This is a genomic window from Trinickia camelliae (assembly GCF_053525655.1).
Window position 1 is genome coordinate 268,564 of the sequence record NZ_JBCHAA010000001.1, and the last position, 23,494, is coordinate 292,057.

A 23,494-nucleotide genomic window follows, 5' to 3' on the forward strand; every position below is an offset into this window, starting at 1 on the left:
TCAGTTGGCGTGCTCGTCTGGCACGGTCACTTGGCGAGATGCAGCGCTTGTTGATCGATGCCCGCCGCCTGCGTTGCATCGCCTTGCTCGCCGCGCTGCTCTTGCAGCATTTCCTCGAGCACCTGTATGGCGCCGCTGATTCTCAGCATCGTCTGCTGTAGTTCATTGCGCTGCGCGTCGAGCCGCTGTAATTGCGACTGCCCCGCCTGGTAGTTGTCTTTGAGTTCCTGGAGTCTGCGGGTGAACACGTCCTTGTCCATGACGGCTTCCTCGATCATTTCAGGTAGAAGGGGTACACGAGATTGTCGGGCTGGTTGTGGCTGCGAATCACGTAGTCCACCGAAATAAGCAGGCAGTTGGGCTCGCTCGGCGAAATCGTGACCGCGACGCTCACCGTCTGAATGCGCGGCTCCCAGCGATTGAGCGCCTGGGTCACGTAGAGCTGAGCCAGGCTCACGGCCGTCGCGTTGTTGGCGGCGAATACGAGCTCGTTGATCCGGCAGCCGAACTCCGGCAGCATCACGCGCTCGCCGGGCGCCGTCTGCAGGATGATCAGCACGGCCTGCTGGATGTCTTGCGCACCGGAGGCGAACTTGACCTTGCCGCCGTGCGTGGCGACGGGAAACGACCAGCCCTGGCCGAGAAAGTCGCTGGTGTTCGCGGGCATGGGCTAGCCGATTCTCACGGTGGACAGGCCCATGACCTGCACCGTCGGCGGCGGCGCCTGCGGGCCGGCCGGCGGAATGTCGTGACAGGTCTCGCAGAAGTCGCCCATGCGCGCCGCGGCGCGCCCGTTGATGCGCACGGTCATGCTGCCCATCACGACGCGCCCGAGGTTCGTCGGCGGCACCTGGAACGTGCCTGTGGTCGGAATGTGCGGTGGAATGTTCTGCGCCATCGAGCCGACCGTGGCCGCCGGCCGCGAGTTGATGCGCACGTTCACCGACGTGTTCATCGTGATCTTGCCGTTGAACGGAAATGGCTGCGGCGTCGGCACCGGGCCGCCCGGGCTCGGCACTAACACGATGTGGATGTCGGCGGCGTTGACGATGCTGTCGCCGAGCTTGGCTGCGCCTTGTCCCATGATCGGGCTCCCTTGCAAGTCAGTTCAAGTCGATCATCGTGGCCGAGAGCTTCATGCTCTGGCCGCCTTGCAGCTGCATCGACGCGCTCGTGAGCGCCGCCTTGACGCTGCCCGAGGTGTTCTGCACGGTCACCTGCGCGCCGCGTATCGTCACGTTGCCTTTCGCGCTGATGTCGAGATCGCCCTCGCTGGAGAGCGTGATCTTGTTGTTCGCGGTATCGATCTCGATGCGGTTCTTGTTGTTGTCGACGATGACGATGCTGCCTTTGCCTTGCTGCGAATCGTCGAACATGATCGTCTTGCCGCTCTTGGTCTGAATGACGCGCACGTCCTGTTGCTTCGCCTTCTCGACGGGCGGCTTCTGCGCGCCGTTCCAGAGGAAGCCGAGCACGTACGCGCGGCTCGCGTCGCCGTTCGCGAAGCCGAGCAGCACGGCGTCGCCCTTTTGCGGCAGAAAGAACGCGCCATAGCCGGGTCCGGCATAGAAGCTCATGATCTGCAGCCAGTCCGATTCGATCTTCGTGCCCTTCAGGATGAATTCCACGCGGATGCGGCCGAGACCCGCCGGGTCCTGCGTGTCGCTGACCGTGCCGGGCGTCACGCCAAGCGACAGGCTGTCGAGCGAGAGCGCTTCTTCGGGTGTCATATGCCGGTCCTCCGCAATTTGAATTCGGTCTGGTAGCCCTCGTCGACGTCGAAGGTGTGCACGCTCGAGGTGACGTAGTAGATGCCGTTGAAGCGTTCGGAAAGCCCGCTGATCCTGACGTTCACGCCGGCCACGAGGTCCGGGTCGCCGAGCACCGACGAGCTGCCTTCGATGAATTGATTGAGGTTGCGCTGGTACTGCGCGGCCGAGACTTTTTCGAGCGCCTGCTGCGTGCCGATGTTGGGGCGCTCGTAGCTGACCTGCGAGCTCGGAAAGTCTTCCGCGAGCTGGTAGCCGGCGGCCTTGCCACCCATCTTCTGCTGGTTCGTGGCCGACGCGGTGACGGCCGTGAGGACCCGGTTCGAGGCGACGTCGTAGCCGGTGACGGTCACCTTCTTGCCGAGCGTCGGCACGCGCAGATTGAGCTGCAGGTCCGACACGTCGACCGGGTAGTTCAGCGTGCGCACCGGGCTCGCGCCTTCGGCGCAGGGACGGAACACGAGCGTCGACTCGCTCATCATCAATTCGTAGTCGAGCTGCGAGCAGCGCAGCATCAGGAAGTCGTAGTTGGTCAGGTTGTTCTGCAGCACGTAGTCGTTGATGACGCCCGTGTTGCCGGAAAGCCGCGCCTTCAGCCCGGTCTCGTTTGCGACCTGCGCGACGATGTCGTTGTCGCTGAGCTTCTGGAAGGTGCGCGTGCGCGTGCCGAATTTGAGCCAGTACATGCGGTCGAAGCCGCGGATCGTCGCCGTCGAGTAGGCGCTGAAATGCGGCTCGATCGCGGTGATCTGGCCGTCGACGAGCTGCTTCACCGTATCGATGCCGAGCGACACCGTGATGGCGTCGCCGGGCTGGAACATATCGAGGTCGATGTCCTGCCAGCGGCCGGCGGACGAGACCGTGTTGAGCGTGAAGCTGAACATCGTCGGCACGTTGATCTCGTTCTCGACGCGCACGCTGCGGATCGCCGCCGCGACCGAGGTCGGTAGCGCCTTGCGGTTCTTCATGATGCGAAAGCCAGCGGTCTTGATGCTAGGCATTGGCCGCTCCGTTGAACGTTTCGCCGTGCGTGTCGATGATCACGAGCATGCGGCCGATGTCTTCGCGCGTCGGGAAATTGAGCGGATCGTAGATGCCGTTGTTCTCGGCGATGAGGCGCCATTGATCGGGGTCGCCGAGCGTTTGCTGCGCGATCAGATAGAGGCGGTCGTTTTCGCGGACCTGCCAGAGCTGCCGGCAGTTGAACTTGCCCTGGGAGTGCTGATCCTCCTCGACCGTGAGCACCGATTTGAAGGTCACCGAGAGCTCGGCCCGCACGGGCACGCCCGAACTGAGGAACATCGTGAACTTCTGGTCGAGCTTGCTGATCATGCCGACGAAGAGCGGCCCCGCCCACGTGAACACGACGACGGGCGGGTCGCGCCGCTCGCCGTTGCCGACGGTCGGCTGCGTGAGCGCGGCGATCTTGCTCGTCTTCGTGCGCACGTCGATTTGCTGCTCGTAGGTGTCGAAGAACAGCGACACCGTGAGGTCGTCGTCTTCGACGCGCTGAAACTGGATGTTCGAGCCTTGTCCCTGGAGCACGACCGTCTTGTTCAGCGACAGCTCGGTCGGGTTGTACATGACGGGGATTTCCTCGCCCGTCTTCTGCACGACGATCTTGGCCATTTCGAGCATCAGCGGCTCCCTTTGCGGTAGCGCTCGACGTTCGCGCGCTGTTCGAGCGTCGCGTGGATCTGCCGCGCGAGCGTCTGCATGATCTTCGAGGAGAGCAGGGCGTCGGAGACGGCGGTGCGGATCTGCTGCTGTTGATGGCCTTGATGCAGGATTTCGCGCACCACCTTCGTTTGGACGGTCCGTTCGATGCGCTCGATTTCGCGCTTCATGTCGGCTGGGCGCGTGTGGGGCTGCTGGCGATAGGCGAGCGACGCGGCGAGCGGCAGCGCCTCGCCGTAGCGGCCGAGGCGCGGTGCGGCGTTGACGGCCAGTTGCACGAGGGCGGTTTGAAACGTCATGTTCGAAGCGGCAGGCGCGGACGGTAGCCCGGCGAGCACACGACGGAATTCGCGCGTGGTGAGGCGCTGATGCGTGGCGCGCTCGAACGTCGCGATGTGCCGGGCAGTGTGAAGTCGATGTTGTTGCGAGTGCGGCCTGAAGTCGGGCTGTCGCGCGACGATCGTCCCGGATGGGCGGGTGTCTGGCGCGACGGCGCCGGTGCGCAACATCGACCACAGTGTGCGAATGCCGCGCTCGCCAAGCGCGGACGCCGTGGCGCGCAATGGCTGGGCGGCGTCCGGGGCTGAGGGCGGCACGAACATTCGCGGCATCGCCATGGCGCGCTGGGCCGTGTGCGGCACGAACATTCGCGGCATCGCCTTGGCGCGCTGGGCTGTGTGCGGCAGGAACATTCGCAGCATGGCGGACGCGCGCGGGGTTGCCTCTTGCAAGAGCATCCGCAGCATCGCTGAAGCGCGTGGGGTTGCCTCTCGCAAGAACATTTGCAACATCGCCGAGGCGTGCGGGGTCGCCTCGCGCAACAGCAGGTGCCGCTTCGCCGGGATGCGCGGCGTCGCTTCTCCCACGATCAGTTGCAGCTTCGCCGACTTGCCTGGAGCCGTGTCTCCCGCATACGTCGACAGTCTCGCCGAGGAGTACGGCGCTTCGTCTCGCAGCAACATCCGCAGCATCGCGGCGGTGCGCTGGGCCTCGGCTGCCAGCCGCGCCGATTCCCCCGCACGCGTTTTGCCGTCATGCCGCGCATCGCGGACCACTTCGACGCTCCGTTCGCGCACAGCTGGTTGCCGAGCCTGCGACCGCTGGACCCAGCCCGGCGCGCCATGTTGCTCGACGCGCAGCGTCAGGCGATGGATGAATTGCTGCAGCAAATGCAGATGGTGAACGTGCTGCGAGATATGCCGTACGTGCTGCACCGGCTCCGGCGCGCGTGCGGAATGCAGGTAGGCGAGCGCGAGCGGCTCGCCGTCCGCCGCCCCTTGGATTCGCGACCCGGCAAGCCGAAGCCCGCCGCGAGCAGCGCGGCTCTCGAAGAATTCACCCGCCGCGACGAGGCACGGCAGCCCGATAGCCGCGCGGCGCGCCTCGAACGCGAGAGCTTGGATGGCGAGCCGCATCAAGCGCCCCCTTGGCCGCTTTTCTTGATCCCTTCGTGCGCGAGCGTAAAGCCCTGCGTGGCGACGAGGATCTGCCCCGCATCGAGGCTCGGGCCCTGCCATTCGATGGGCCAGGCGTTGTAGAAATTCCAGGTGACGGCGGTGTTGCCCTGATCGTCGAGCAGATAGATCGAGCCGTTGCGGCGCGTGACCTTGCCGCTCGCGCAGGTCTGATACCAGAGCCACATCGGGTCCACCGACGTGATGCCGGCCTTGAGCACGAGATCGGAGTAAGTGACTTGTCCCGGCAGCTTGTATTCGACGTCGTTGACGCCGCCCTGGCGCACGGTCTTCACTTCGTTCTTCGACTGCAGGCCGTCGACGGACGTGAAGCCGCCGACGACGATGCCGCCGATCTCGATGCGGAACCGGTACGACATGAACGGATCGGCGCTTGGGCCCGTGCGGGGCGTGGACATGTCACATTCCCAAATGAAGGCTCTTCTGGCGCTCGTCGCTCATCATGGTCTGATTGATCTTGCTGATCTCATCGCACCAGCGGCGGCGCTCCGCGTGTTCCATGGCGAGGATCTCCCCGTAGGACCAGTGGAAGTGATACGCGACGAACGCGATCTCTTCGTAGAGCTGATCGGGTACTACAGGGAGCGCAGTTTTCCCAGCGGCGCCGCCGCCTCCGCGCCGGCGGCCGGTGCGTTCGGCTTGTCGCTTGCCAATTCGCTCTCGAACTCCCCTGGGTAGTTGAGCCGGTTATAGAGGTTCTGCAGATAGGCGTAGTCGGCCGCGAAGAGATTCTCGATCACGTTCGTGTTGATCATGTCGAGCGTGCCGAGCCGCGTCACCACGCGCGACAGCACGATCACCGCGAGATAGGCCGGGTTGCTTTGCACGCGATGGTCGCGCAGCGGCAGGATCTCGTCGCCGGCCGTCGCGAGCCGCATCACGCCGTCCCGGTGAAGCGTGCCGTCGGCGTCGCGATAGCCGATCGGCAAGGTGAATTCGGTTTCGGTGCTGATGACGTTCATGTTCGATTCCTTCCGTTCGGGATAGATGGGGCAGGGAGGGTTGCAAAGCGCTACGAAGCGCTACGACACGCGGGTCATGTACTGGATCGTCAGCTCGAACGTTTCCACCATGATGTCGCTCGTGCTGGCGTTCAGGCCCGTGCTCTCGTACTTGTTGGGCCACGCGTTGATGACGTTCCAGCGCGCCTTGGCCGTGCCCGTCGCGTCGATGAGAATCAGCGAGATGTTCTTCTGCGCCCCCTTGAACGTGTTCCCTTTCTCCGCGACCTGGGTGAACCAGTTGTAGAGATCCATCGAATCGGTGAGGCCCTTCTTCAAGGTCAGCTTGCCGTAGGTCGTGAGGCCCGAGAGCGAGCGCTTGTAGGTCGGGTCGGTGCCTTCGCGATAGTCGACCGTCTCGACGGTCACGTCGGGAATCGTCGCCTCGGAGAACGACGCCACTTGAATGCCCGAGATTTCCACCTGGAACCGAAAGCCGCGGTAGGGGTTGGTCAATTGCGTCTGCGTCGCCATGGTCACGTTCCGTTGTCGGTTAGCCGCTCGTTTAGCCGGTCATTAAGCCGCTCAGTTAGCTCTTTATGCAGCCGCTCCTCAAGAACCCGAATCCGGGCCGGCGACCTTCTGAGTCATGCGGATGATGACGAACTCGGCGGGATAGACAGGCGCGAGACCCACGTCGATATACATCTGGCCGAGCGCGCGTGTCTCGGGCGGGTTGTTGGTCTCGTTGCAGGTCACGAAGAACGCTTCGGCCGCCGTCGCGCCGAACAGGCCGCCCGCTTGCCAGATCGTCGTCAGGAAGGCCGAGATGTCGCGCGTCACCGCCGCCCAGGTGGTCTGGTCGTTGGGTTCGAACACGACCCACTGCAGGCTCTGCTTGAGGCTCTGCTCGACATAGATGAACAGGCGCCGCACGCTGACGTAGGTCCACTCGCTGCCCAGCGCGGCGAGCGTGCGCGCGCCGTAGATCACGTTGCCGTAGCCGAGCAGATTGCGGATCGCGTTGATGCCGTTCGGATTGAGCGTGTCCTGATCGGCATCGGTGACGGTCTGCTGCACTTGCACGACCGAGGCCAGCAGACCGTCGTTCACGCCCGCCGGCGACTTCCAGACGCCGGCGCTGGAATCCGTATAGGCGTAGCGGCCGAGCGCCGGACCTGACGGCGGGATCGGCACGTTGGTCCCGTCCATCGAGTTGTAGATCGAGACCCACGGGTAGTAGAGCGCGCCGTAGGTCGAATTGATCGCGGGTGGCGCGTTGGCCGCCGTGCCGCCCCCGGTCTTGAAGGTGTTCACCTCCTGCACGGTCTGCCCGAACGGCGGATCCACCGCGTAGAAGAGGTTGCGCATCGCCGGCTGGTCGCAAAAGAGCAGTGCGCTGTTGATGGTCGCGGCCTGCTGCAGCGTGTTGATCGTGTTGCCGCCCGCATCGGTGATGTTGACGGTGTCGGGCATCGCCAGGAGGCTCACGCCTTGCACGGCGCTAAGCGTCTTCCACGCGTCCTCGAACAGCCAGTTGGGAACGCCGCCGTTGTTCAGCATCTGCGGTGGCGCCGCGTTCGTATTGGGCGGACGGGCGCCGTTGGTGGCCGACGCGTGCACGAACATCGAACCGGCGTTGATCGCGTCCTGAAGCTGTGGGTTCAGCGTGTCCTTCGTGTAGCCGTTGAAGCTCTCGAGGACGTAGTAGCTCTTGCCGCCGGCCTGCACCGTGGTCAGGCTGTTCTGCGTGCAATACGCTTGCAGCGCCCCGTTGACGGAGTTCGCCGGCAGGGCGGTCAGCTTGTCCTTGTCGGCGACGATGGCGAGGTTGAAGACCTGCGTCGGGGTCTTCGGGTCGGAGCCGTCCGAGTTGCTGACGACGAAGCCGATCGTGTTGTTCGGCCACGTGCCCGGCGTGACGGCAGTGAGCGTGATGCCGCTCTGCGAGACCGTGGCTGCCTGGGCGTTGTTCTTGTCCTGGGCTCGCACGACGTAGCAGGACGTGCCGCCTTCGGTGAAGAACTCGGAGACGGCCCACGACACCATGCCGTTCCAGAGCAGATTGCCGAACTGGCGCTGGTAGGCGTTCCAGCTCGTGACGAGCGTCGGCACGTTGGCTTTGACAGGCGTCCCGCCGGCGCCGGGATAAATCCCGGTCACGCCGATGAACGCGGGTACCGACGTCGAGGCGCCTTGAATCGTGCGGGCGCTCGGCACCTCTTGGATATAGATGCCGGGGTGGGTGTAGTTGGTCGCCAAGATCGTGCCTCTCAGGGTCTCAGTTAGCGCATGTCCATATCGACGAATTGCGTGGTCGCCGCTTGTTGCGTCACGTGCGTGCTTGCTGTCGTATAGCCGGTCTTGCTGAAGGTCAGGGTCACCGCGGTCTCAGGGCTGAGCCGCCCGCGCAGGGCCAGCGCATAGCGCCCGTCGTAGCGGCCCTGGTCGGACGTCTGCGTGAGCGCTTGCTGCGCAACGCCTCGCCAGTTCGGATAGCTGGCCTCGACCGCGACGCCCGCCAGCGGCTGGTTCGTGGCCGCGTCGCGCACGAGGCCGCGGATCATCGTCGTGCCCGCCGGGTAGGGGTAGAGCGGGCTCGGCTCGAGCAGGCAGGGGACGATCGCCTCGGCGAGCGGCGGCTGGAGCGGCACTGTCAGCTCGACCTGCCGCGTGAAGAACGGGATCGAGATCGTCGTCAGCTGGTAGTCGCCGTCGGCGAGCTCGTTGAACGCATAGAAGCCCTGCGGTTTCGCGAGCGGCCGGCACGGCTCGCCGTTGAGCAGGAAGAACGGGTCAATACCCACCGCCGGAGCGTGGTTGAAGCCGTCGATCAGCTGCACGACCGCGGAGAGCTTCATGGCATCTCTCTCATGGCATGTCCCAATAGTCGGCTTCGGCCTGCGTCACCATGTCGGTTTGCAGCGCGAGCCGCGACGGAATCCGCACCGGCGAGAGCGTGTACATCTTCGTGAGCCGATACGTCTTGTTGGGAAATACGCTCCAGATGTTGCGCAGCTGCTCGCTCGTGTCGATCTCCGGCACGATCTGGATCTGATCGTTGCCGGTGCGCTTGAGCACCGGGTTCAGCCACGGGCCCGACAGCTCGCTCACGTCGTGAAAGAGCTGCATCAGCTTGTCGGCGAGCACCAGTTCGAGTTCCGCCGACTTCGCATACGGGACCATGAGATAGGTCAGGTCGAGCACGAGCGGACTCGGCGTGACGGCAAGCGCCGCAGGCTGCGGCTTGGCTCCGGGCCGGCGCGTGAGGCTCGGCGGCAGATTGCGCAGATACGGATTGATCTCCGTTTGATAGAGATAGAGCGAGAGCTTCGTCTCGCCATCGGCCTCGATCTCGCCCGGCGAATCGAACACGACGGCCGAATCCCCCGAGAGCTCGGCGATGGACGCGCGAATCAGCCGGCTCAGCGCCTCGCTGACGCTGCGCAACACCTGGCCGCTGTCGAGATTGAACTCGCTCATGGTTCTTCAAAGGGTGAACACCGTGTCCGCCTGGCTGACGATCTGCGGCTGCCGGTTGTTGACTTGCGCCAGGATCGAAACCTCGTCGGCGCAGCTCGCGCGCAAGTAGACGTAGTTCAGATCTTCGGGCACCCAGGTGATGTAGGCGTTCATGTAGAAGTCCAGCGTGCCGTTGCCGTTGCCGCCAGAGTTGCCGGAGGCGGACTGTGTGACGAACGACAGCGTGTTGCCGCTGTAGGACATCGACGCCAAGGGAATCTGTCCTTGCTGGCTCGCGAGCAAGACGCCGTTGGTGTCGGAAAAATCGGTCCCGAGCGACCAGTTCACCAGTCCTAGCCCGCGCTTCGTGCTGACGACCAGGTCGATGCGGTTGCCGGCCTGCGCGCCCTTGATCGTGAAGCTGACGGGCCGGAAGTTGCGGTGCGGCGCGAGCAGCACGGCGCTGATGCGGCCGTTGCGCCATTGCACGGGCGCGAGCGAGCCGAAGCTCACCATCACCACCGCCTCGTTGTTGAGCGTGCAATAGCCCTGGACGTAGTCGATGCCCTGGCGGACCTGCAGGAACAGCGTCAGCGTGAAGGCATTGTTGGCCGTGCCGCTGCTTTGATTGCTGTTGCCGGTGCGGATCGACAGCACGGCATTGTTGAATTCGACGGCCTGGATGATGGACTGGCTCTCGGCGCTCGCCGGCGTGACGTTGTAGGAGAAGCCGACGCTGTCGCCCGAGCGCGCGCCGAGCGACCAGGACGCGCCGCCCGTCGTGAACGTGAAATTTAGATTGCTGTTGGCGGCGATGTTGCTGAACTGCATGGTGACGGGAATCAGCGTCCATGGGGGCGCCGCGCCAGCGCTTGGCTGAGACCTCTCGGGAAGGCTGGATGCTGACGGCGCCACGGGCCCCGCCGACGGCGATTCGGTAGTCATGTGCGGTCCTTCAACAGTGAGGTGGAACGTCAGTTGCCCAGATCGATGGCGAACGAACTCAGGCCAATCACGGTGCTGCGATCGTCATTCGATTCCAGCGTGACGCTCGCCCCCGGCGGCAGGTCGACGCGGCCTCGGACGCCTTGCTGATTCGTGCGCAGGTAGAGGGAAATCTGGATTTCCTGCGCGTCCTGATAGGTCTGCAAGTACATTTCCCGCGCATTGACGAGGAAATTGCTCACATAGAGAACCGGATCGACCCGGCTCGAGATCGACAGTCCGACCAGCCGGTCGCCTTGCCCTCCGTCGCTCCAGATCGCTTCCTGATCGGGGCGCAGCGTCAGGAACGCCTTGCTGTTGGCGCGTAGATTGGAGAACGTCAGCGTCACCGGCTTGAAGGTCTCGATGGTGAAGGACCGTTCATTGATCGCCGCCACCGTGTTGGCCAGCACGTGAGCGCCGAGCAGCGCTTTGGCGTCGCTCGGCAAGGCGTTGCGCTCCGCGTCGATGGTCCGCATGGCCGCGGACTCCGGCGCGGCAGCCACGATCGTGCTCGGTGCGGCAGGCTTGGGGCCGCTCGAGGTGTCCTTGGGTGCGGACTTGTCCTTGGCGTCTTTGTTGTCCTTGGTGTCCATGGCTTCCCCGATCAGGACAGCGGAAACGGAATGGAAAAATCGCCGACGGAAATGGAGCCCCTGCTCGAGTACCCGATGAATTGATACTGCAGATTGACGTCTACGCCGCTGAACGGGTAGTTGCCGGTCAGATTCGACCCTCCCTGCTGGATTGGCACGATCACCGCAACGGACTGTTGCGCGCCGCCCTTATTCTTCACCGCCTCGAGCGCAATGCTGGGCTGCCTCTCGTTCGACGGATGCGCGACGATCAGCGAGTTGAGCGCGGCGGCCCACGAGGGCTCCGGCGATTGAATCTGCACTTGCTGATTGGATGACAGAGAAATGACGTTCCCGCCGTACAGCATCAACTGCGCCTTCAAGGTATCGGTGGAGTTGGTCGTGGTGAACGTGAATGCGACGGTGTATTGCATGGACAGTCCCCGTTGTGCCGAAGATTCTCCCAACGTTCGCGCGAGCGCGCGAACGTTGGCCACGTGCTGCAGGAATCGGGTGTTACTTCGGGTTCCAGGAGAACAGCGTGGGACGGGTGTCGACCGTCTGGCCTTCTTGGTCGCCAACCCGGGCCTTGACCTGCACGCCGGGGGCCGACGTGTTCAATTGCAGGTAGAAGGTTCTGATGCCCGGCTGCGCCGCCAGGTAGGTGGTGATCGTGAAGGCGAGCGAGCCGGTGCTGCCGCCGCTCTGGGTTTGCACCTGGACTTGTGCGGGGTTGATGCTGAATTGCGTGAGCGGCAGATTCGCGCCCCCGGCCGATTCGAGTTTGATGCCGCTATAGGTCTGGAAATTCGGGCCCGTGCTGTAGACGACGGGAACGCCGTCGTCCTGCAATAGGATGCCGAGGTTCTGACCAGCTTGTGCGTTGACGACGTCGAACGTCAGCTTCTGGTACTGAATTTGGTCGGAATCGCCGGAGAGATAGTGAGTCATGATGGAAAAACCCCTTCAATGAGAAACGGTTAAACATCATTCCCCGAGGAAATCGGGATTAACGCTTATTCGGCATTGAGATTTCAAAAGCGCGTTTTAATTGAGCCGGCAATCGCGTTCACTCGAGGAGGAAAGGACGCAGCGTGTTGCAGGCAGACGATACATTCTGTTACACGGCAATGCAGCCTGTGAACATTGACAGGTATGAAGAATTAAGTGAATTGCGTGCCGGCGAATAAATCGCCTGTTCGAAATGGCAAAAAATGGGATTTTCGGCGGGTCGATTCTTTCAGAAATAATTCGAAATAAAATCGACATCGAATTGACTTGGAGAATTGAATTCCTTGTCATATTGGCGATTACGGGCGGATCGCGTCTCTTGCCGACGCGCGAGCTGCGATCCGGCAGCTTTTGCCGGCTTCTGCTATCTTCGCGTCCATGCAACCGATCCTTACTATTTCCAATCTTTCCAAGACCTACGCGTCGGGCTTTCAAGCGCTCAAACGCGTGAACCTGGAAATCCATCGCGGCGAAATTTTCGCGCTTCTCGGTCCGAACGGCGCCGGCAAGACCACGCTGATCGGCACGGTCTGCGGGATCGTCCGGGCTACTGAAGGGCGCATCGTCGTGGACGGCCACGACATCGTCCGCGACTACCGCGCGGCGCGCTCGATGATCGGCCTCGTGCCGCAGGAACTCACCACGAGCTCGTTCGAATCGGTCTGGGCGACGGTCTCGTTCAGCCGGGGCCTGTTCGGCAAGCCGGCCAATCCCGCGCACATCGAGAAGGTGCTGAAGGCGCTGTCGCTGTGGGACAAGAAAGACAGCAAGATCATCACGCTCTCGGGCGGCATGAAGCGGCGCGTGCTGATCGCGAAAGCGCTCGCGCACGAGCCCGAGATCCTGTTTCTCGACGAACCGACCGCGGGCGTCGACGTCGAGCTGCGCCGCGATATGTGGGAGCTCGTGCGCTCGCTCAAGGACAAGGGCGTGACGATCATCCTCACGACGCACTACATCGAAGAGGCCGAGGAAATGGCCGACCGCATCGGCGTGATCAGCAAGGGCGAGATCATTCTGGTCGAGGAAAAGGCGCAGCTCTTGAAGAAGCTCGGCAAGAAGCAGCTCACGCTGCAGCTCGAGCGCGCGCTCGCAAGCGTGCCGGAGACGTTGTCGGGGTACCGGCTCGACCTGTCGAAGGACGGCAACGAATTGACCTACACCTACGACGATGCCCACGGCGAGCGCGCGGGCATCCTCGGGCTCTTGAAGGATCTCGACGACGCGCAAATCCGCTTCAAGGATTTGCAGACGAGCCAAAGCTCGCTCGAAGACATCTTCGTCGACCTAGTACGAGAGAAAGCATGAACATCTACGCCATCCGCGCGATCTACCTGTTCGAAATGGCGCGCACCTGGCGCACGCTGATGCAAAGCATCGTCTCGCCGGTCATTTCGACGTCGCTCTATTTCATCGTGTTCGGCGCGGCGATCGGCTCGCGCATCCGCGAGATCGACGGCATCAGTTACGGCGCCTTCATCGTGCCGGGCCTCGTGATGCTGTCGCTGCTCACGCAGAGCATTTCGAACGCCTCGTTCGGCATTTACTTTCCGAAGTTCACGGGGACGATCTTCGAGCTGTTGTCGGCGCCCGTGTCGTACCTCGAACTCGTGCTCGCGTTCGTCGGCGCGGCGGCGACCAAGTCGATCGTGCTCGGGCTCATCATCATGGCGACCGCGGCGCTGTTCGTGCCGCTGCGCATCGAGCACCCGGCCTGGATGCTGCTCTTTCTCGTGCTGACGGCGCTGACGTTCAGCCTGTTCGGCTTCATCATCGGCATTTGGGCCGACGGCTTCGAAAAGCTGCAGGTGATTCCGCTTCTGATCGTCACGCCGCTCACGTTTCTCGGCGGCAGCTTTTATTCGATCCACATCCTGCCGCCGTTCTGGCAGACCGTCGCGCTGTTCAATCCGGTCGTCTATCTGATCAGCGGCTTTCGCTGGAGCTTCTACGGCAGCGCGGACGTGCACGTCGGCGTGAGTCTCGCGATGACGATCCTGTTCCTCGGGATTTTCATGGCGATCGTCGCGTGGATCTTCAAGACCGGATATCGGTTGAAGAACTGACCGGGGCGACGCGTCCGCGCCGTAATTTGAAGCGCCGTCCCTAAGAAAGGCGGCGCTTCTTTCATTTTCATTTCAGTCTGTCGCGTTCGCGGTACATTGCGCCGCATTCCGCGTTGTATTCGTTCGCGCCGCGGCCGTTTCCCGCGCACATCCTTTGTCATTCGCACGAAACGCCGACATAATGTTCCGTCGCCCGTGGACCGCGGGCCGACGTCCAGAACATCTCCACGCGCGCATGAGACTGACGACAAAAGGCCTGCTGCTGATCGCGATTCCGACCGTGTTCGAATTGGCGCTGCTGACCGGGCTCGTCAAGGCGCAGGCGCAGGCCGAGCAAGCCGAGGCGTGGGCGCTGCACAGCAAGGACGTGCTGCGCCAGACGAGCGCGATCCTCGAGCCGGTGCTGGTCGAGTCGGTGCGCGTGCGGGGCGCGATCATCGAAGGCGACCGCAATTATTCGACGCCAATTTCGCTGTGGCTCGACCTCGACCGCAATATTGACCACTTGGTCGAGCTCGTCGCCGATAACCCGCTGCAAGTCGAGCGCGCCGGGCAGATCCGCCAGACCGCGCAGGAATACCGTCAGTGGTCGGATCGCGCGCAGGATCTGCTCGCCACGGGGCGCCGCGCCGACATGCTCGAACGCTTTCGCGATCAGGCGACGACCGACGTCGTCGACCGCTTCCGCACGCAGGTCGCCGCGTTCCAGAGCGCCGAGCTGGGCATCGACGCGCAGCGCTCGGAGGATGCCGAGGCGGCGCACGCGCAGCAGCAGATGCTGACGGTCGCGTCCGTGGTGGGCTCGCTGATCGTCACGGCGTGCGCCGTGTTCGTGTTCACGCGCGGCGTGCGCGGACGGCTCGCGCTGTTGTCGGACAACGCGCGGCGGCTCGCCGATAACGAGCCGTTGAGCCCCGTGCCCGCCGGCAACGACGAAATCACGCAGCTCGACGAGATGCTGCGTGAGACGAGCCGGCGTCTGCTCGAATCAGAGCGCTTGCAGGCGCGCTTTCAGAACGATCTCGCGCGCCGCGCCGACGAGCTCGCGCACATCAACGAAACGCTGTCGCAGCAGACGCAGGAAAACGAGATGTTCATCTACAGCGTGTCGCACGATCTGCGCGCGCCGCTCGTGAACCTGCAGGGGTTTTCGAAGGAGCTCACGCATGCGTGCGACGACTTGCGCCAGGCCGTGCGCAGCTCGGCGCTCGCGCAGCACGAGCGCGAGCACGTCGAGCGCCTGATCGACGAAGACATCGGCGAAGCGCTGCGCTTCCTGCAAAGCGCGGTGCTGCGCGCCGCGCACATCATCGATTCGCTGCTGCGGCTCTCGCGCGTGGGCCGCGTCGAGTACCGGCGCCAGGAGGTCTATGTCGGCGTGCTCGTGCAGCATGTCGTCGAGGCGATGCAGGCGTCGATTCGCGGCGCGGGCGCGGAGATCGTCGTGCACGATCTGCCCGCGGTGTGGGGCGACCCGACCGCGCTCGAGCAGGTGTTCGCGAACCTGATCGGCAATGCGGTCAACTACCTGAGCCCGGAGCGGGCGGGGCGCATCGAGATCGGCACGATTCCGGCGCCGCCGGGCGTGCGCTCGCTGCGCATTTTTTACGTCAAGGACAACGGCTTGGGGATTCCCGCAGGCGCGCTGCCGCGTCTTTTCAACGCGTTCCAGCGCCTGCACGGCAACGTCGCGGCGGGCGAGGGGATCGGCCTCGCGCTCGTGCGGCGCATGGTCGAGCGCCACGGCGGCCGCGTCTGGGCCGAATCGACCGAAGGCGCCGGCACCACGTTTTACGTTTCGCTACCCGAGGCGGCCGCACCGGTCGCCGCATAAGGAAGGGCACAAGGAAGATGAATTACTACCCCCACGCTCACTATCGTTCGCTGCCCCCCGAGGGGGCTGTTGCCTCCCTCGGGGCGGCATGGGACCCGAGTAAGGCGCTGAAGCGCCAACTCGGGTCGACACGGGAGGCAACGTGACACAGCACGAGAGCTCGAGCCAATCGGTCAGCATCATCCTGATCGAAGACGACGACGGCCACGCCACGCTGATTCAGCGCAACCTGCGCCGCGCGGGGCTGACCAACGGCTTCATCCGGCTCACGGACGGCCAGGAGGCCATCGATTACTTCTTCGGCGACGATGCGCGCTTCGAGCACGATGCGCTCAGCGCGCCCGTGATCCTGCTCGATCTGAAGATGCCGCGCATCGACGGGCTCGAAGTGCTGCGGCGCTTGAAGACCGACCCGCGCACGGCGTCGCTGCCGGTGATCATGCTGACGACCACCGACGATCCGCGCGAAATCGAGCGCTGCTACGAGCTCGGCTGCAACGTCTACGTGACGAAGCCGGTCGAGAGCGAGGCGTTCATCGAGGCGGTGCGCCGGCTCGGCTTCTTCCTGCAAGTGGTCAAGCTGCCGACGGGCGGTCGATGACCGCCCACGTTCTCTTCGTCGACGACGACGAGGGCCTGCTGCGGCTCGCGACGCGCGCGCTTACGCGCGTCGGCTACCGCGTGTCGACGGCGGCGAGCGCGCACGAGGCGCGCGCTTCGTTCGCGTCCGAGCTGCCCGAGGTGATCGTCGTCGACTACACGCTCGGGACGGCCGAGACCGGCCTCGACTTCCTGCGCGCGCTGCGCGCGGCCGGCGTCGTGCTGCCGGCGATCCTTTGCACCGGTTTCGCCGACGAGGCGCGCGTGATCGAAGCGCTGCGCTCGGGCGTCGCCGACATCGTGCCGAAGAGCGAAGGCTATCTCGACTATCTGCCCGAGGCGATCGAGCGCGTGCTGCGCGAGACGCGCGTGCAGCGCGAGCTGGCGGAAGCGCAGCGCTCGAGCGAACGCGAAGCGCACTTTCGCACGCTCGCCGAGGAGCGCGAGCGGCTGCTTGCGTCGGAGCGCACGGCGCGCACCGAGGCGGAACGCGCGTCGCGCGTGAAGGACGAATTCGTCGCGACGCTGTCGCACGAATTGCGCACGCCGCTCAACGCGATCGTCGGCTGGACCCAGATCCTGATGCGCGACGCGAGCGAGCCCGAGCGCGTCAAGAAGGGGCTCGAAGTGATCGAGCGCAATGCGCGCGCGCAGGCGCAGATGGTCGACGATCTGCTCGACCTCTCGCGCATCATGGCGGGCAAGCTGCGGCTCGATCTCGAGCGGCTCGATCTCGGCGACATCGTCGAATACGTGATCCGCTCGGTGCAGCCGGCGGCCGACGCGAAGGAGATCCGCATCACGCCGATCATCGAGCCGGCGGTGCCGGTACAGGGCGACCCGGCGCGCTTGCAGCAGGTGATCTGGAACCTGATGAGCAATGCGATCAAGTTCACGGGCAAGCGCGGCTCGGTGGAGGTGCTGCTGAGCCGTGTCGAGGGCGAAGTCGAATTGACGGTCAGCGATACCGGGCAGGGCATCAAGCCCGAATTTCTCGCGCACGTGTTCGAGCGCTTCCGCCAGGAGGACACGGGCACGACGCGCCAGCACGGCGGCCTCGGGCTCGGTCTGTCGATCGCGAAGCAGCTGGTCGAGATGCACGGCGGCCGCATCAAGGCGATGAGCGACGGCGAAGGATGCGGCGCGACGTTCACCGTGCGCCTGCCGACCGCGAATATCGAGCCGATGCGCGTCGCGGGCGCGCGCTCGCAGCCGGTCGAGATGCCGCCTGCGCTCGCCGGGCTGCACGTGCTGATCGTCGAGGACGAGCCCGATGCGCGCGAGCTCGTCGAGCGCTTGTTGCAGGAGCGCGGCGCCACCACCACCGCGCTCGACAATGCCGCCGACGCGCTCGCCGCCTACCAGGCCGCGCCGCCCGACGTGGTCGTGAGCGATATCGGCATGCCGGGCGAGGATGGCTACGAGTTCATCCGCAAGCTGCGCGCGCTGGAGCAGGCAGCGAGCGAGCGCAGCGGGCAAAGCCGCACGACACCGGCCGCCGCGCTGACCGCGTTCGCGCGCAGCGAAGACCGGCGGCGCGCGCTGCTCGCCGGTTTTCAGACGCATATCGCGAAGCCGGTGGACCCGTTGGAGCTGGTCGTCGTGATCGCCTCGCTCGCGGGGCGCACCAGTGCGTTGAGCGATTAGCCGCCCAAAGAATCAACGGAACAGATCGGCGCGTTGCGAGGTCGTATCATTGCGTCACTTCAGAACAACAACGCCCTCTCGGTACGGGGGATCAATGCGAGTGTCACCATGAACTATCTCAACGGGTTGTCGCGCTACGCGATGGCTGCGCTCGTGCTGAGCGCGCTTGCCGCGTGTCAAAAGCATGACGAATCGGCTCAGCAAGCGGCTCAGCAGCAAGCCACGAAGCTCGGCGACGCTGCCGTCCAAGCGGCGCAGCAGGCTGCGAAGAGCGTCGATAAGGCCGCGAGCTTCGTCGGCCAGCAGATCGATACGGCGCGTCAGACGGCGCAGACGCACATCGATACGGGCGCCTCGGGGCCGTCGATCAAGCTGAACGCGAGCGGCGTGTCGGCCGCGACGCAGGCTCAACTGCAAGGCGCGGCGAGCGCGGCCAACGCCGTGCTCGGGCAGGCCGCCTCCACGGCGGGCTATGGCCTCGAAACCGCGGGCCGCAAGCTGCAGAACTGGGCGAGCCAGAACAGTGCGACCGGCAGCGCCGCTAAGTCCGGCGGCGATTGAATCTGAACTTGCGGAATCTCATTAATGTAACTATCATGATTGCACATTCTCGTCAGGTGGACTTGCAGTGAATACGAGCAGCCGGTTTGCATTTGCGATCCACGTCCTCGCGCTGCTGTCCCTCCAGGACGGCGTGCCGTTGTCGTCGGAAATGATCGCGGGCAGCGTCAATACGAATCCGGCGCTGATTCGGCGGTTGTTGTCGATGCTCGCCGAGGCCGGGTTGACGACGTCGCAATTGGGTGCGGGCGGCGGTGCGCTGCTCGCACGCGAGCCGGAAGACATCACGCTGCTCGAGGTCTATCGTGCGGTCGACGAAGCGCAGTTGTTCGCGTTGCATCGCGAGCAGCCGAATCCGGCGTGCATGGTAGGCAGGCAGATTCAGGGTGTGCTGACCGGGATCGTCGGCGATGCGCAGCAGGCGATGGAAGCGTCGCTGGCAGCGCGCACGCTGGCCGATGTGACGGCCGACGTCGTGCGCGCGGAGCGTCAGCAGGAGCGCAAGCGGCGGCGAGGCGAGGCGGGGTGACGCGGTGGGCACGCCGCGCGCATCGAATGCACGGGTATGGGAGGAGGCACGAGCCTCCGTTTTTTTCGCTATATATGTAACTAACGCGGTTACATAAACATCAGAAGCAGGAGAACGATGATGCAAAAGTCCTTGAAAATTGCGCTTTTCGGCGCCACCGGCATGATCGGTTCGCGCATCGCCGCGGAAGCGGCGGCCCGTGGCCACCAGGTCACCGCGCTCTCGCGCGACCCGTCGCGCGGCGCGCAAGGTATGGCCAAGACGGCCCGCGACAACCTAAAGGCAGCCAAGGCCGACCTGTTCGATGCCGCGAGCATCACTGCGGCGCTGGCCGGCCAGGACGTGGTCGCGAGCGCCTACGCGCCGCCGCAAGACGATGCCTTGAAGATCGTCGAGGCGTCGAAGGCGCTCGTCGCCGGCGCGCATGCGGCGGGCATCAAGCGGCTCGTCGCGGTGGGTGGTGCGGGTTCGCTCGAAGTGGCGCCGGGCAGGCAACTCGTCGACGCTGAGGGCTTTCCGGCGGCGTACAAGACCGTCGCGCTCGCGCACCGTGAGGCACTGGCGTTCTACCGCACCGTCACCGATCTCGACTGGACCTTCTACGCCCCGGCCGCGATGATCGCGCCGGGCACGAAGACCGGCAAGTTCCGCACGGGCGCGGGCGCACTGATCGCCGACGCGAGCGGCAACAGCGCCATTTCCGCAGAGGATTACGCGGTCGCTTTCGTCGACGAGATCGAGCAGGGCCGTTTCGTGCGTCAGATCGCCACCGTCGCCTATTAATAGGGCGCGGGCCAGGAGCCGCGCGCTGCAAGGCGCAGCGCCCGATGTGCGGCGTCTGGCTAACATTCGGTTACGGCTTCGATAGTGAGGCGCGGCTACACTGCGCTGTTCCGTACTGCGACCGAATGCCATGAAAGCAAGCCGCGCGCGGCGTAATGCCGGCGGCGGGGCGTATCGCGCCGTGCCGCCGGTCGTTCGTACCGCCACTCTCTTCATCGCGTGGGTCCTGCCCTCGTTGTTCCGCCCGCTGTGCCTGACGTTCCTGGCGCTGTTTGATTCATCGCGCGATGCCGGTGGACGCGTCACGCGGAGCGCGCGGCGTGTCGCCCAATACGCGTCGCTTGCCGCGGCCGCAATGCTTGCCAGCGCGGCTGGCGCACCGCTCGCGCAGGCAGCGACGCCGGTCGCGCCGCCGTCGCTGCAGAGCTTCATCAACGCTGTGGCGAATCCGGCGTCGGCGCCAACTCCCGGTTCGGCGGCTTCCGCCGCCGAGGCCGCATCGGCGCCGTCGCCCGCGAGCCAGGCCGAGATCGCCCGCTCGCTCGACAGCGTCATCTCCACGCTCGACAACGACCGTCAACGCACCGCGCTCGTCGGGCAACTGAAGAAGCTGCGCGACGCCACGCGCAATCTCTCGCCGGCCGCGGCGTCGGGTGCGCAAGCGGCGCAGCAGACGCCGGGTCTCTTGGGCGCGATCGCGTCGGGGGTCGTCTCGATCGAGGCGCAAGTGCGCCATGGCGATACGCCGCTGCGCTACTGGGCGAGCCGTCTGAGCGCCGCCGGCCTCGATCTGTATGCGATCGCGACCGGGCAGGGCGCCAATTCGCCGGGCCACGTGCTGATCGATTTGTGCGCGATGCTCGCCGCCTGGGGAGCCTGCGCCGGCGCGCTCGTCTATCTGCAGCGCCGGCTGCATGCGCGCTACGGCATCGACGCCGGGCTGCAGCCGAATCCGTCGACGAGCCAGCTGATGATCTTCGCGCTGCGCCGCGTGAGCCCCTGGGTGCTTGCGTTCGTCGTCGTGCTGTCGATCTCTCATTCGCTTGCCGACTCGCTCGGCCGCACGCTCGCGATGGTGATCGCTTATGCGATCGTCGCGGGCGCGGTGTTCTCGGCGATCTGCCTGATCATGTTTTCGATGTTCGGCTCCGGGCATCGGCGCGTCGCCGTGCGCGCGCTGCTGCTCCACGCGCGGCGTCTGTTGTTCGTGATCGGCGTTTGCGGCGCGCTCGGCGACGCCGCCGTGAACTATCAAGTGGCGGGCCAGATCGGCAACAACCTCGCGTCGCTGATCTCGACGGTCTCGAACATGGCGGCGGCCATCCTGACCGGCTACTTCGCGCTCGCGTTCCGCCGCCCGGTCGCGCACTTGATCCGCAACCGCAGTTACGAAAAGCGCGTGCGCCGCAAGGCCGCGACCGAAGCGTTCGACGTGCTCGCGTCGCTCTGGCAACTGCCGATGCTGCTGCTCGCGGGCGCGTCGGTCGCCGCGACGCTCGCGGGCATGGACAGCTCCGAGAACGTGCTGCAGATTTCGGTCGTCACGGCGCTCTTGCTGGTGCTGGCCTTTTTCCTGTGCGCGGTCGTGATGCGCCTGACGCGCCTGGACGAAGTGCGCGCCCGCCGGCGGCGCTCGGCCTACGTGACGCGTCTCCTGCGCTTTGTCGGCACGCTGATCACGCTGTTCATCTGGCTCGCGTTTCTGGAATTCGCGTCGCGGCTGTGGGGTTTTTCAGTCGCGCAGATGGTCGAGGACAGCGTGACCGCGCGCGGCATCGCGCATGCGGTGACGGCGATTCTGATGACGGTGTTCATCGCGTGGCTCGTATGGATCGCGATCGATACGGCGATCCTCGAAGCGCTCAATCCGAGTGGGCCGCGCAGCAAGGCGCGTTCGCCGGGCACGCGCGCGCGCACGATGCTGCCGCTCGTGCGCAACGCCGTGCTCGTGACGATCCTCACGATCGCCGCCATCGTCACCGCCGCGAACCTCGGCATCAACGTGACGCCGCTCCTGGCCGGCGCGGGCGTGATCGGCCTCGCGGTCGGGTTCGGCGCGCAGTCGCTCGTCTCCGATCTGATCACGGGGCTTTTCATCATCATCGAAGACACGATCTCGGTCGGCGATTGGATCGATCTCGACGGCGGCCACGCGGGCACCGTCGAGCACTTGACGATCCGCACGGTGCGCCTGCGCGACGGGCAGGGCGCGATCCACGCGATTCCGTTCTCGCAGATCAAGATGGTGAAGAACCTGTCGCGCGATTTCGCGTACGCGGTGTTCGAGGTGCGCGTGCCGTTTTCAGCCGATGTCGAGCACGTGACGCGCTTGATTCGCGAAGTCGGCGCCGAGCTGATGGCGGACTTCCGCTATCGCCGCGAGATGCTCGGGCCTGTCGAGGTGTGGGGGCTCGATCGCTTCGAGCAAAACTGGATGATCGTCAAAGGACAGATCAAGACGCGGCCGCTGCAGCAATGGAGCGTCGCGCGCGCGTTCAATCTGCGCGTGAAGCGCAAGATGGATCAGGCCGGCATCGACATTCCGGTGCCGCAGATGGAGGTGCACATGGCGGAACGCGAAGGGCCGCCTGTGGCATCAGGCGCAGCGAAGAGCGCTGCGGGAGCGCACGGTGTGGCGGGGGCGCACGACCTGTCGCATGAGCCGCGCCCGGCGCCGCCCGCCACCGATCAGACTGCGCCAGTGAAGCCGCAGATCTCCGCCACGGGCACAGACGGCAAGGTGTGAGCCCTGATCGGCGAGCGGGGTTTAGACCAGCTCGCCGGCTTCGACACGCACGAGATCGTTGACGTGCGTCGAGATCTGCGTGCCGGGCACACCGTAGAGATGCAGCGACACGGCCGGCGCCGCGCTGCAGTTGCCGAGCCTGTGGATGCCCGTCATCCCGGCGCGCACGTAAGACACGGCGCCGGTCTTGCGCGGATGCATCCGCGCTTCGGTCGCGCAGCCGGCCGCTTCGTTCCAGTCGTAGAGCGTTTCCGTCAGCGTGCCGTCGATCACCGCGTAGCCGCACCACGTATGGTGGGCGTGCACGGGGCTCGCCTGTCCGGGTTGCCAGACCAGCGCGACGAGCGCATAGCGCCCGCGCGGATCGGCGGCGAGCAAATGCCGGCGATAGCATTCGGCCGAACCTTCGCGTTGTGCCGGCGCGAGCAGGGTTTCGTCGGCCGCGGCAAGCGCCAGCGCCGCGCGCACGCGGCGCGCGAATTCGGCGCTGTGCGACGGCTCGTCGGCATGCGCGGCGGCGCGGAACGCGGCGTCGAGCGCCTCGCACAAGCGCGCGAGCGCGGGGTTCTCGGGAGCGGCGAAATTGGGCTCGGCGGCGTCTTCAAGGGGGCGCCGCTCGGCGAACACGATGGGCGTGTTCAGCATGGCCGCGTCCTTGCCGGACGCGCTCGAAGCGCGGGCGAGGGGGCTGAATTCGGCATCGTGGTTCATGGGAGCTCCGTCAATCGTTGGTGTTGTTCGATGCCATATTTATACCGGTTTGCACGTAGAAAGAGTTTTCATATAATTCCCCACATAAACTAAAAAGTAGAAAATTTTTCTAGGGAGCCGCGC

General features: G+C 64.9%; 28 protein-coding genes. 9 read left to right on the forward strand and 19 right to left on the reverse strand.

What is annotated here, in order from left to right; genetic code table 11:
- Positions 1-26 precede the first annotated feature (26 nt).
- From AAHK20_RS01250 to AAHK20_RS01335, 18 genes are all read right to left on the reverse strand, one after another.
- Positions 27-260: a hypothetical protein gene (locus AAHK20_RS01250; RefSeq protein WP_449179611.1), complete on the reverse strand. Its 234-nt coding sequence runs from the start codon at positions 258-260 to the stop codon at positions 27-29.
- A 14-nt stretch (positions 261-274) separates the two neighbouring features.
- Entirely contained in the window at positions 275-667 is a 393-nt protein-coding gene (locus AAHK20_RS01255; RefSeq protein WP_449179612.1) for a GPW/gp25 family protein, read from the reverse strand.
- Positions 668-670: 3 nt separating this feature from the next.
- Entirely contained in the window at positions 671-1,084 is a 414-nt protein-coding gene (locus AAHK20_RS01260) for a PAAR domain-containing protein (protein WP_449179613.1), read from the reverse strand.
- A 19-nt stretch (positions 1,085-1,103) separates the two neighbouring features.
- Positions 1,104-1,730 (reverse strand): phage baseplate assembly protein V, encoded by a 627-nt coding sequence (locus AAHK20_RS01265; protein WP_449179614.1) that lies wholly within the window; start codon positions 1,728-1,730, stop codon positions 1,104-1,106.
- On the reverse strand, positions 1,727-2,770 hold the full coding sequence (locus tag AAHK20_RS01270; protein WP_449179615.1) for a phage late control D family protein: 1,044 nt from the start codon (positions 2,768-2,770) through the stop codon (positions 1,727-1,729). Before AAHK20_RS01270 ends, AAHK20_RS01265 begins: the two co-directional genes overlap by 4 nt.
- Positions 2,763-3,407, reverse strand: coding sequence for a CIS tube protein (locus tag AAHK20_RS01275; protein WP_449179616.1), 645 nt, complete (start codon positions 3,405-3,407; stop codon positions 2,763-2,765). The genes AAHK20_RS01270 and AAHK20_RS01275 overlap by 8 nt, the downstream gene beginning before the upstream one ends.
- Positions 3,407-4,861, reverse strand: coding sequence for a hypothetical protein (locus tag AAHK20_RS01280; protein ID WP_449179617.1), 1,455 nt, complete (start codon positions 4,859-4,861; stop codon positions 3,407-3,409). Before AAHK20_RS01280 ends, AAHK20_RS01275 begins: the two co-directional genes overlap by 1 nt.
- The gene (locus AAHK20_RS01285; RefSeq protein ID WP_449179618.1) at positions 4,861-5,319 is read right to left on the reverse strand and encodes a phage tail protein; all 459 of its coding nucleotides are present in this window, start codon (positions 5,317-5,319) and stop codon (positions 4,861-4,863) included. The genes AAHK20_RS01280 and AAHK20_RS01285 overlap by 1 nt, the downstream gene beginning before the upstream one ends.
- Before the next feature lies 1 nt (position 5,320).
- Entirely contained in the window at positions 5,321-5,575 is a 255-nt protein-coding gene (locus AAHK20_RS01290) for a DUF6760 family protein (protein ID WP_449180040.1), read from the reverse strand.
- Positions 5,497-5,883 carry a hypothetical protein gene (locus AAHK20_RS01295; protein ID WP_449179619.1) on the reverse strand — a complete coding sequence of 129 codons (387 nt, stop codon included), beginning with the start codon at positions 5,881-5,883 and terminating at the stop codon, positions 5,497-5,499. Before AAHK20_RS01295 ends, AAHK20_RS01290 begins: the two co-directional genes overlap by 79 nt.
- Before the next feature lie 60 nt (positions 5,884-5,943).
- Positions 5,944-6,396 (reverse strand): phage tail protein, encoded by a 453-nt coding sequence (locus AAHK20_RS01300; RefSeq protein ID WP_449179620.1) that lies wholly within the window; start codon positions 6,394-6,396, stop codon positions 5,944-5,946.
- Positions 6,397-6,474: 78 nt separating this feature from the next.
- The gene (locus tag AAHK20_RS01305) at positions 6,475-8,124 is read right to left on the reverse strand and encodes a phage tail sheath family protein (RefSeq protein WP_449179621.1); all 1,650 of its coding nucleotides are present in this window, start codon (positions 8,122-8,124) and stop codon (positions 6,475-6,477) included.
- A 23-nt stretch (positions 8,125-8,147) separates the two neighbouring features.
- Positions 8,148-8,723 (reverse strand): peptidase associated/transthyretin-like domain-containing protein, encoded by a 576-nt coding sequence (locus tag AAHK20_RS01310; RefSeq protein WP_449179622.1) that lies wholly within the window; start codon positions 8,721-8,723, stop codon positions 8,148-8,150.
- Between the two features lie 10 nt (positions 8,724-8,733).
- Complete coding sequence (locus AAHK20_RS01315; protein ID WP_449179623.1) at positions 8,734-9,345, reverse strand: Pvc16 family protein; 612 nt, start codon at positions 9,343-9,345, stop codon at positions 8,734-8,736.
- A 6-nt stretch (positions 9,346-9,351) separates the two neighbouring features.
- Positions 9,352-10,269, reverse strand: coding sequence for a hypothetical protein (locus AAHK20_RS01320; protein ID WP_449179624.1), 918 nt, complete (start codon positions 10,267-10,269; stop codon positions 9,352-9,354).
- 29 nt (positions 10,270-10,298) lie between these two features.
- Entirely contained in the window at positions 10,299-10,904 is a 606-nt protein-coding gene (locus AAHK20_RS01325; RefSeq protein ID WP_449179625.1) for a hypothetical protein, read from the reverse strand.
- 11 nt (positions 10,905-10,915) lie between these two features.
- The gene (locus tag AAHK20_RS01330; RefSeq protein ID WP_449179626.1) at positions 10,916-11,317 is read right to left on the reverse strand and encodes a hypothetical protein; all 402 of its coding nucleotides are present in this window, start codon (positions 11,315-11,317) and stop codon (positions 10,916-10,918) included.
- An 82-nt stretch (positions 11,318-11,399) separates the two neighbouring features.
- Complete coding sequence (locus AAHK20_RS01335; RefSeq protein WP_449179627.1) at positions 11,400-11,834, reverse strand: hypothetical protein; 435 nt, start codon at positions 11,832-11,834, stop codon at positions 11,400-11,402.
- Positions 11,835-12,272: 438 nt separating this feature from the next.
- On the opposite strand from AAHK20_RS01335, the gene AAHK20_RS01340 reads away from it, so the two are divergent.
- From AAHK20_RS01340 to AAHK20_RS01380, 9 genes are all read left to right on the forward strand, one after another.
- The gene (locus AAHK20_RS01340) at positions 12,273-13,202 is read left to right on the forward strand and encodes an ABC transporter ATP-binding protein (RefSeq protein WP_449179628.1); all 930 of its coding nucleotides are present in this window, start codon (positions 12,273-12,275) and stop codon (positions 13,200-13,202) included.
- Entirely contained in the window at positions 13,199-13,960 is a 762-nt protein-coding gene (locus tag AAHK20_RS01345) for an ABC transporter permease (RefSeq protein WP_449179629.1), read from the forward strand. The genes AAHK20_RS01340 and AAHK20_RS01345 overlap by 4 nt, the downstream gene beginning before the upstream one ends.
- Positions 13,961-14,195: 235 nt before the next feature.
- Entirely contained in the window at positions 14,196-15,794 is a 1,599-nt protein-coding gene (locus AAHK20_RS01350; protein ID WP_449179630.1) for a sensor histidine kinase, read from the forward strand.
- Positions 15,795-15,936: 142 nt separating this feature from the next.
- On the forward strand, positions 15,937-16,395 hold the full coding sequence (locus tag AAHK20_RS01355) for a response regulator (RefSeq protein WP_449179631.1): 459 nt from the start codon (positions 15,937-15,939) through the stop codon (positions 16,393-16,395).
- Positions 16,392-18,041 carry an ATP-binding response regulator gene (locus tag AAHK20_RS01360; RefSeq protein ID WP_449179632.1) on the forward strand — a complete coding sequence of 550 codons (1,650 nt, stop codon included), beginning with the start codon at positions 16,392-16,394 and terminating at the stop codon, positions 18,039-18,041. Before AAHK20_RS01355 ends, AAHK20_RS01360 begins: the two co-directional genes overlap by 4 nt.
- A gap of 108 nt (positions 18,042-18,149) precedes the next feature.
- Positions 18,150-18,602 carry a BCAL1086 family glycoprotein gene (locus tag AAHK20_RS01365; RefSeq protein WP_449179633.1) on the forward strand — a complete coding sequence of 151 codons (453 nt, stop codon included), beginning with the start codon at positions 18,150-18,152 and terminating at the stop codon, positions 18,600-18,602.
- A 67-nt stretch (positions 18,603-18,669) separates the two neighbouring features.
- Positions 18,670-19,131, forward strand: a complete 462-nt coding sequence (locus AAHK20_RS01370; protein ID WP_449179634.1) for an Rrf2 family transcriptional regulator — start codon at positions 18,670-18,672, stop codon at positions 19,129-19,131.
- 120 nt (positions 19,132-19,251) lie between these two features.
- Positions 19,252-19,914, forward strand: coding sequence for an NAD(P)-dependent oxidoreductase (locus AAHK20_RS01375; RefSeq protein ID WP_449179635.1), 663 nt, complete (start codon positions 19,252-19,254; stop codon positions 19,912-19,914).
- 130 nt (positions 19,915-20,044) lie between these two features.
- Positions 20,045-22,660: a mechanosensitive ion channel family protein gene (locus tag AAHK20_RS01380; protein WP_449179636.1), complete on the forward strand. Its 2,616-nt coding sequence runs from the start codon at positions 20,045-20,047 to the stop codon at positions 22,658-22,660.
- Between the two features lie 21 nt (positions 22,661-22,681).
- On the opposite strand, the gene AAHK20_RS01385 is transcribed toward AAHK20_RS01380, so the two are convergent.
- The gene (locus AAHK20_RS01385) at positions 22,682-23,371 is read right to left on the reverse strand and encodes a cysteine dioxygenase family protein (protein ID WP_449179637.1); all 690 of its coding nucleotides are present in this window, start codon (positions 23,369-23,371) and stop codon (positions 22,682-22,684) included.
- Between the last annotated feature and the right edge of the window lie 123 nt (positions 23,372-23,494).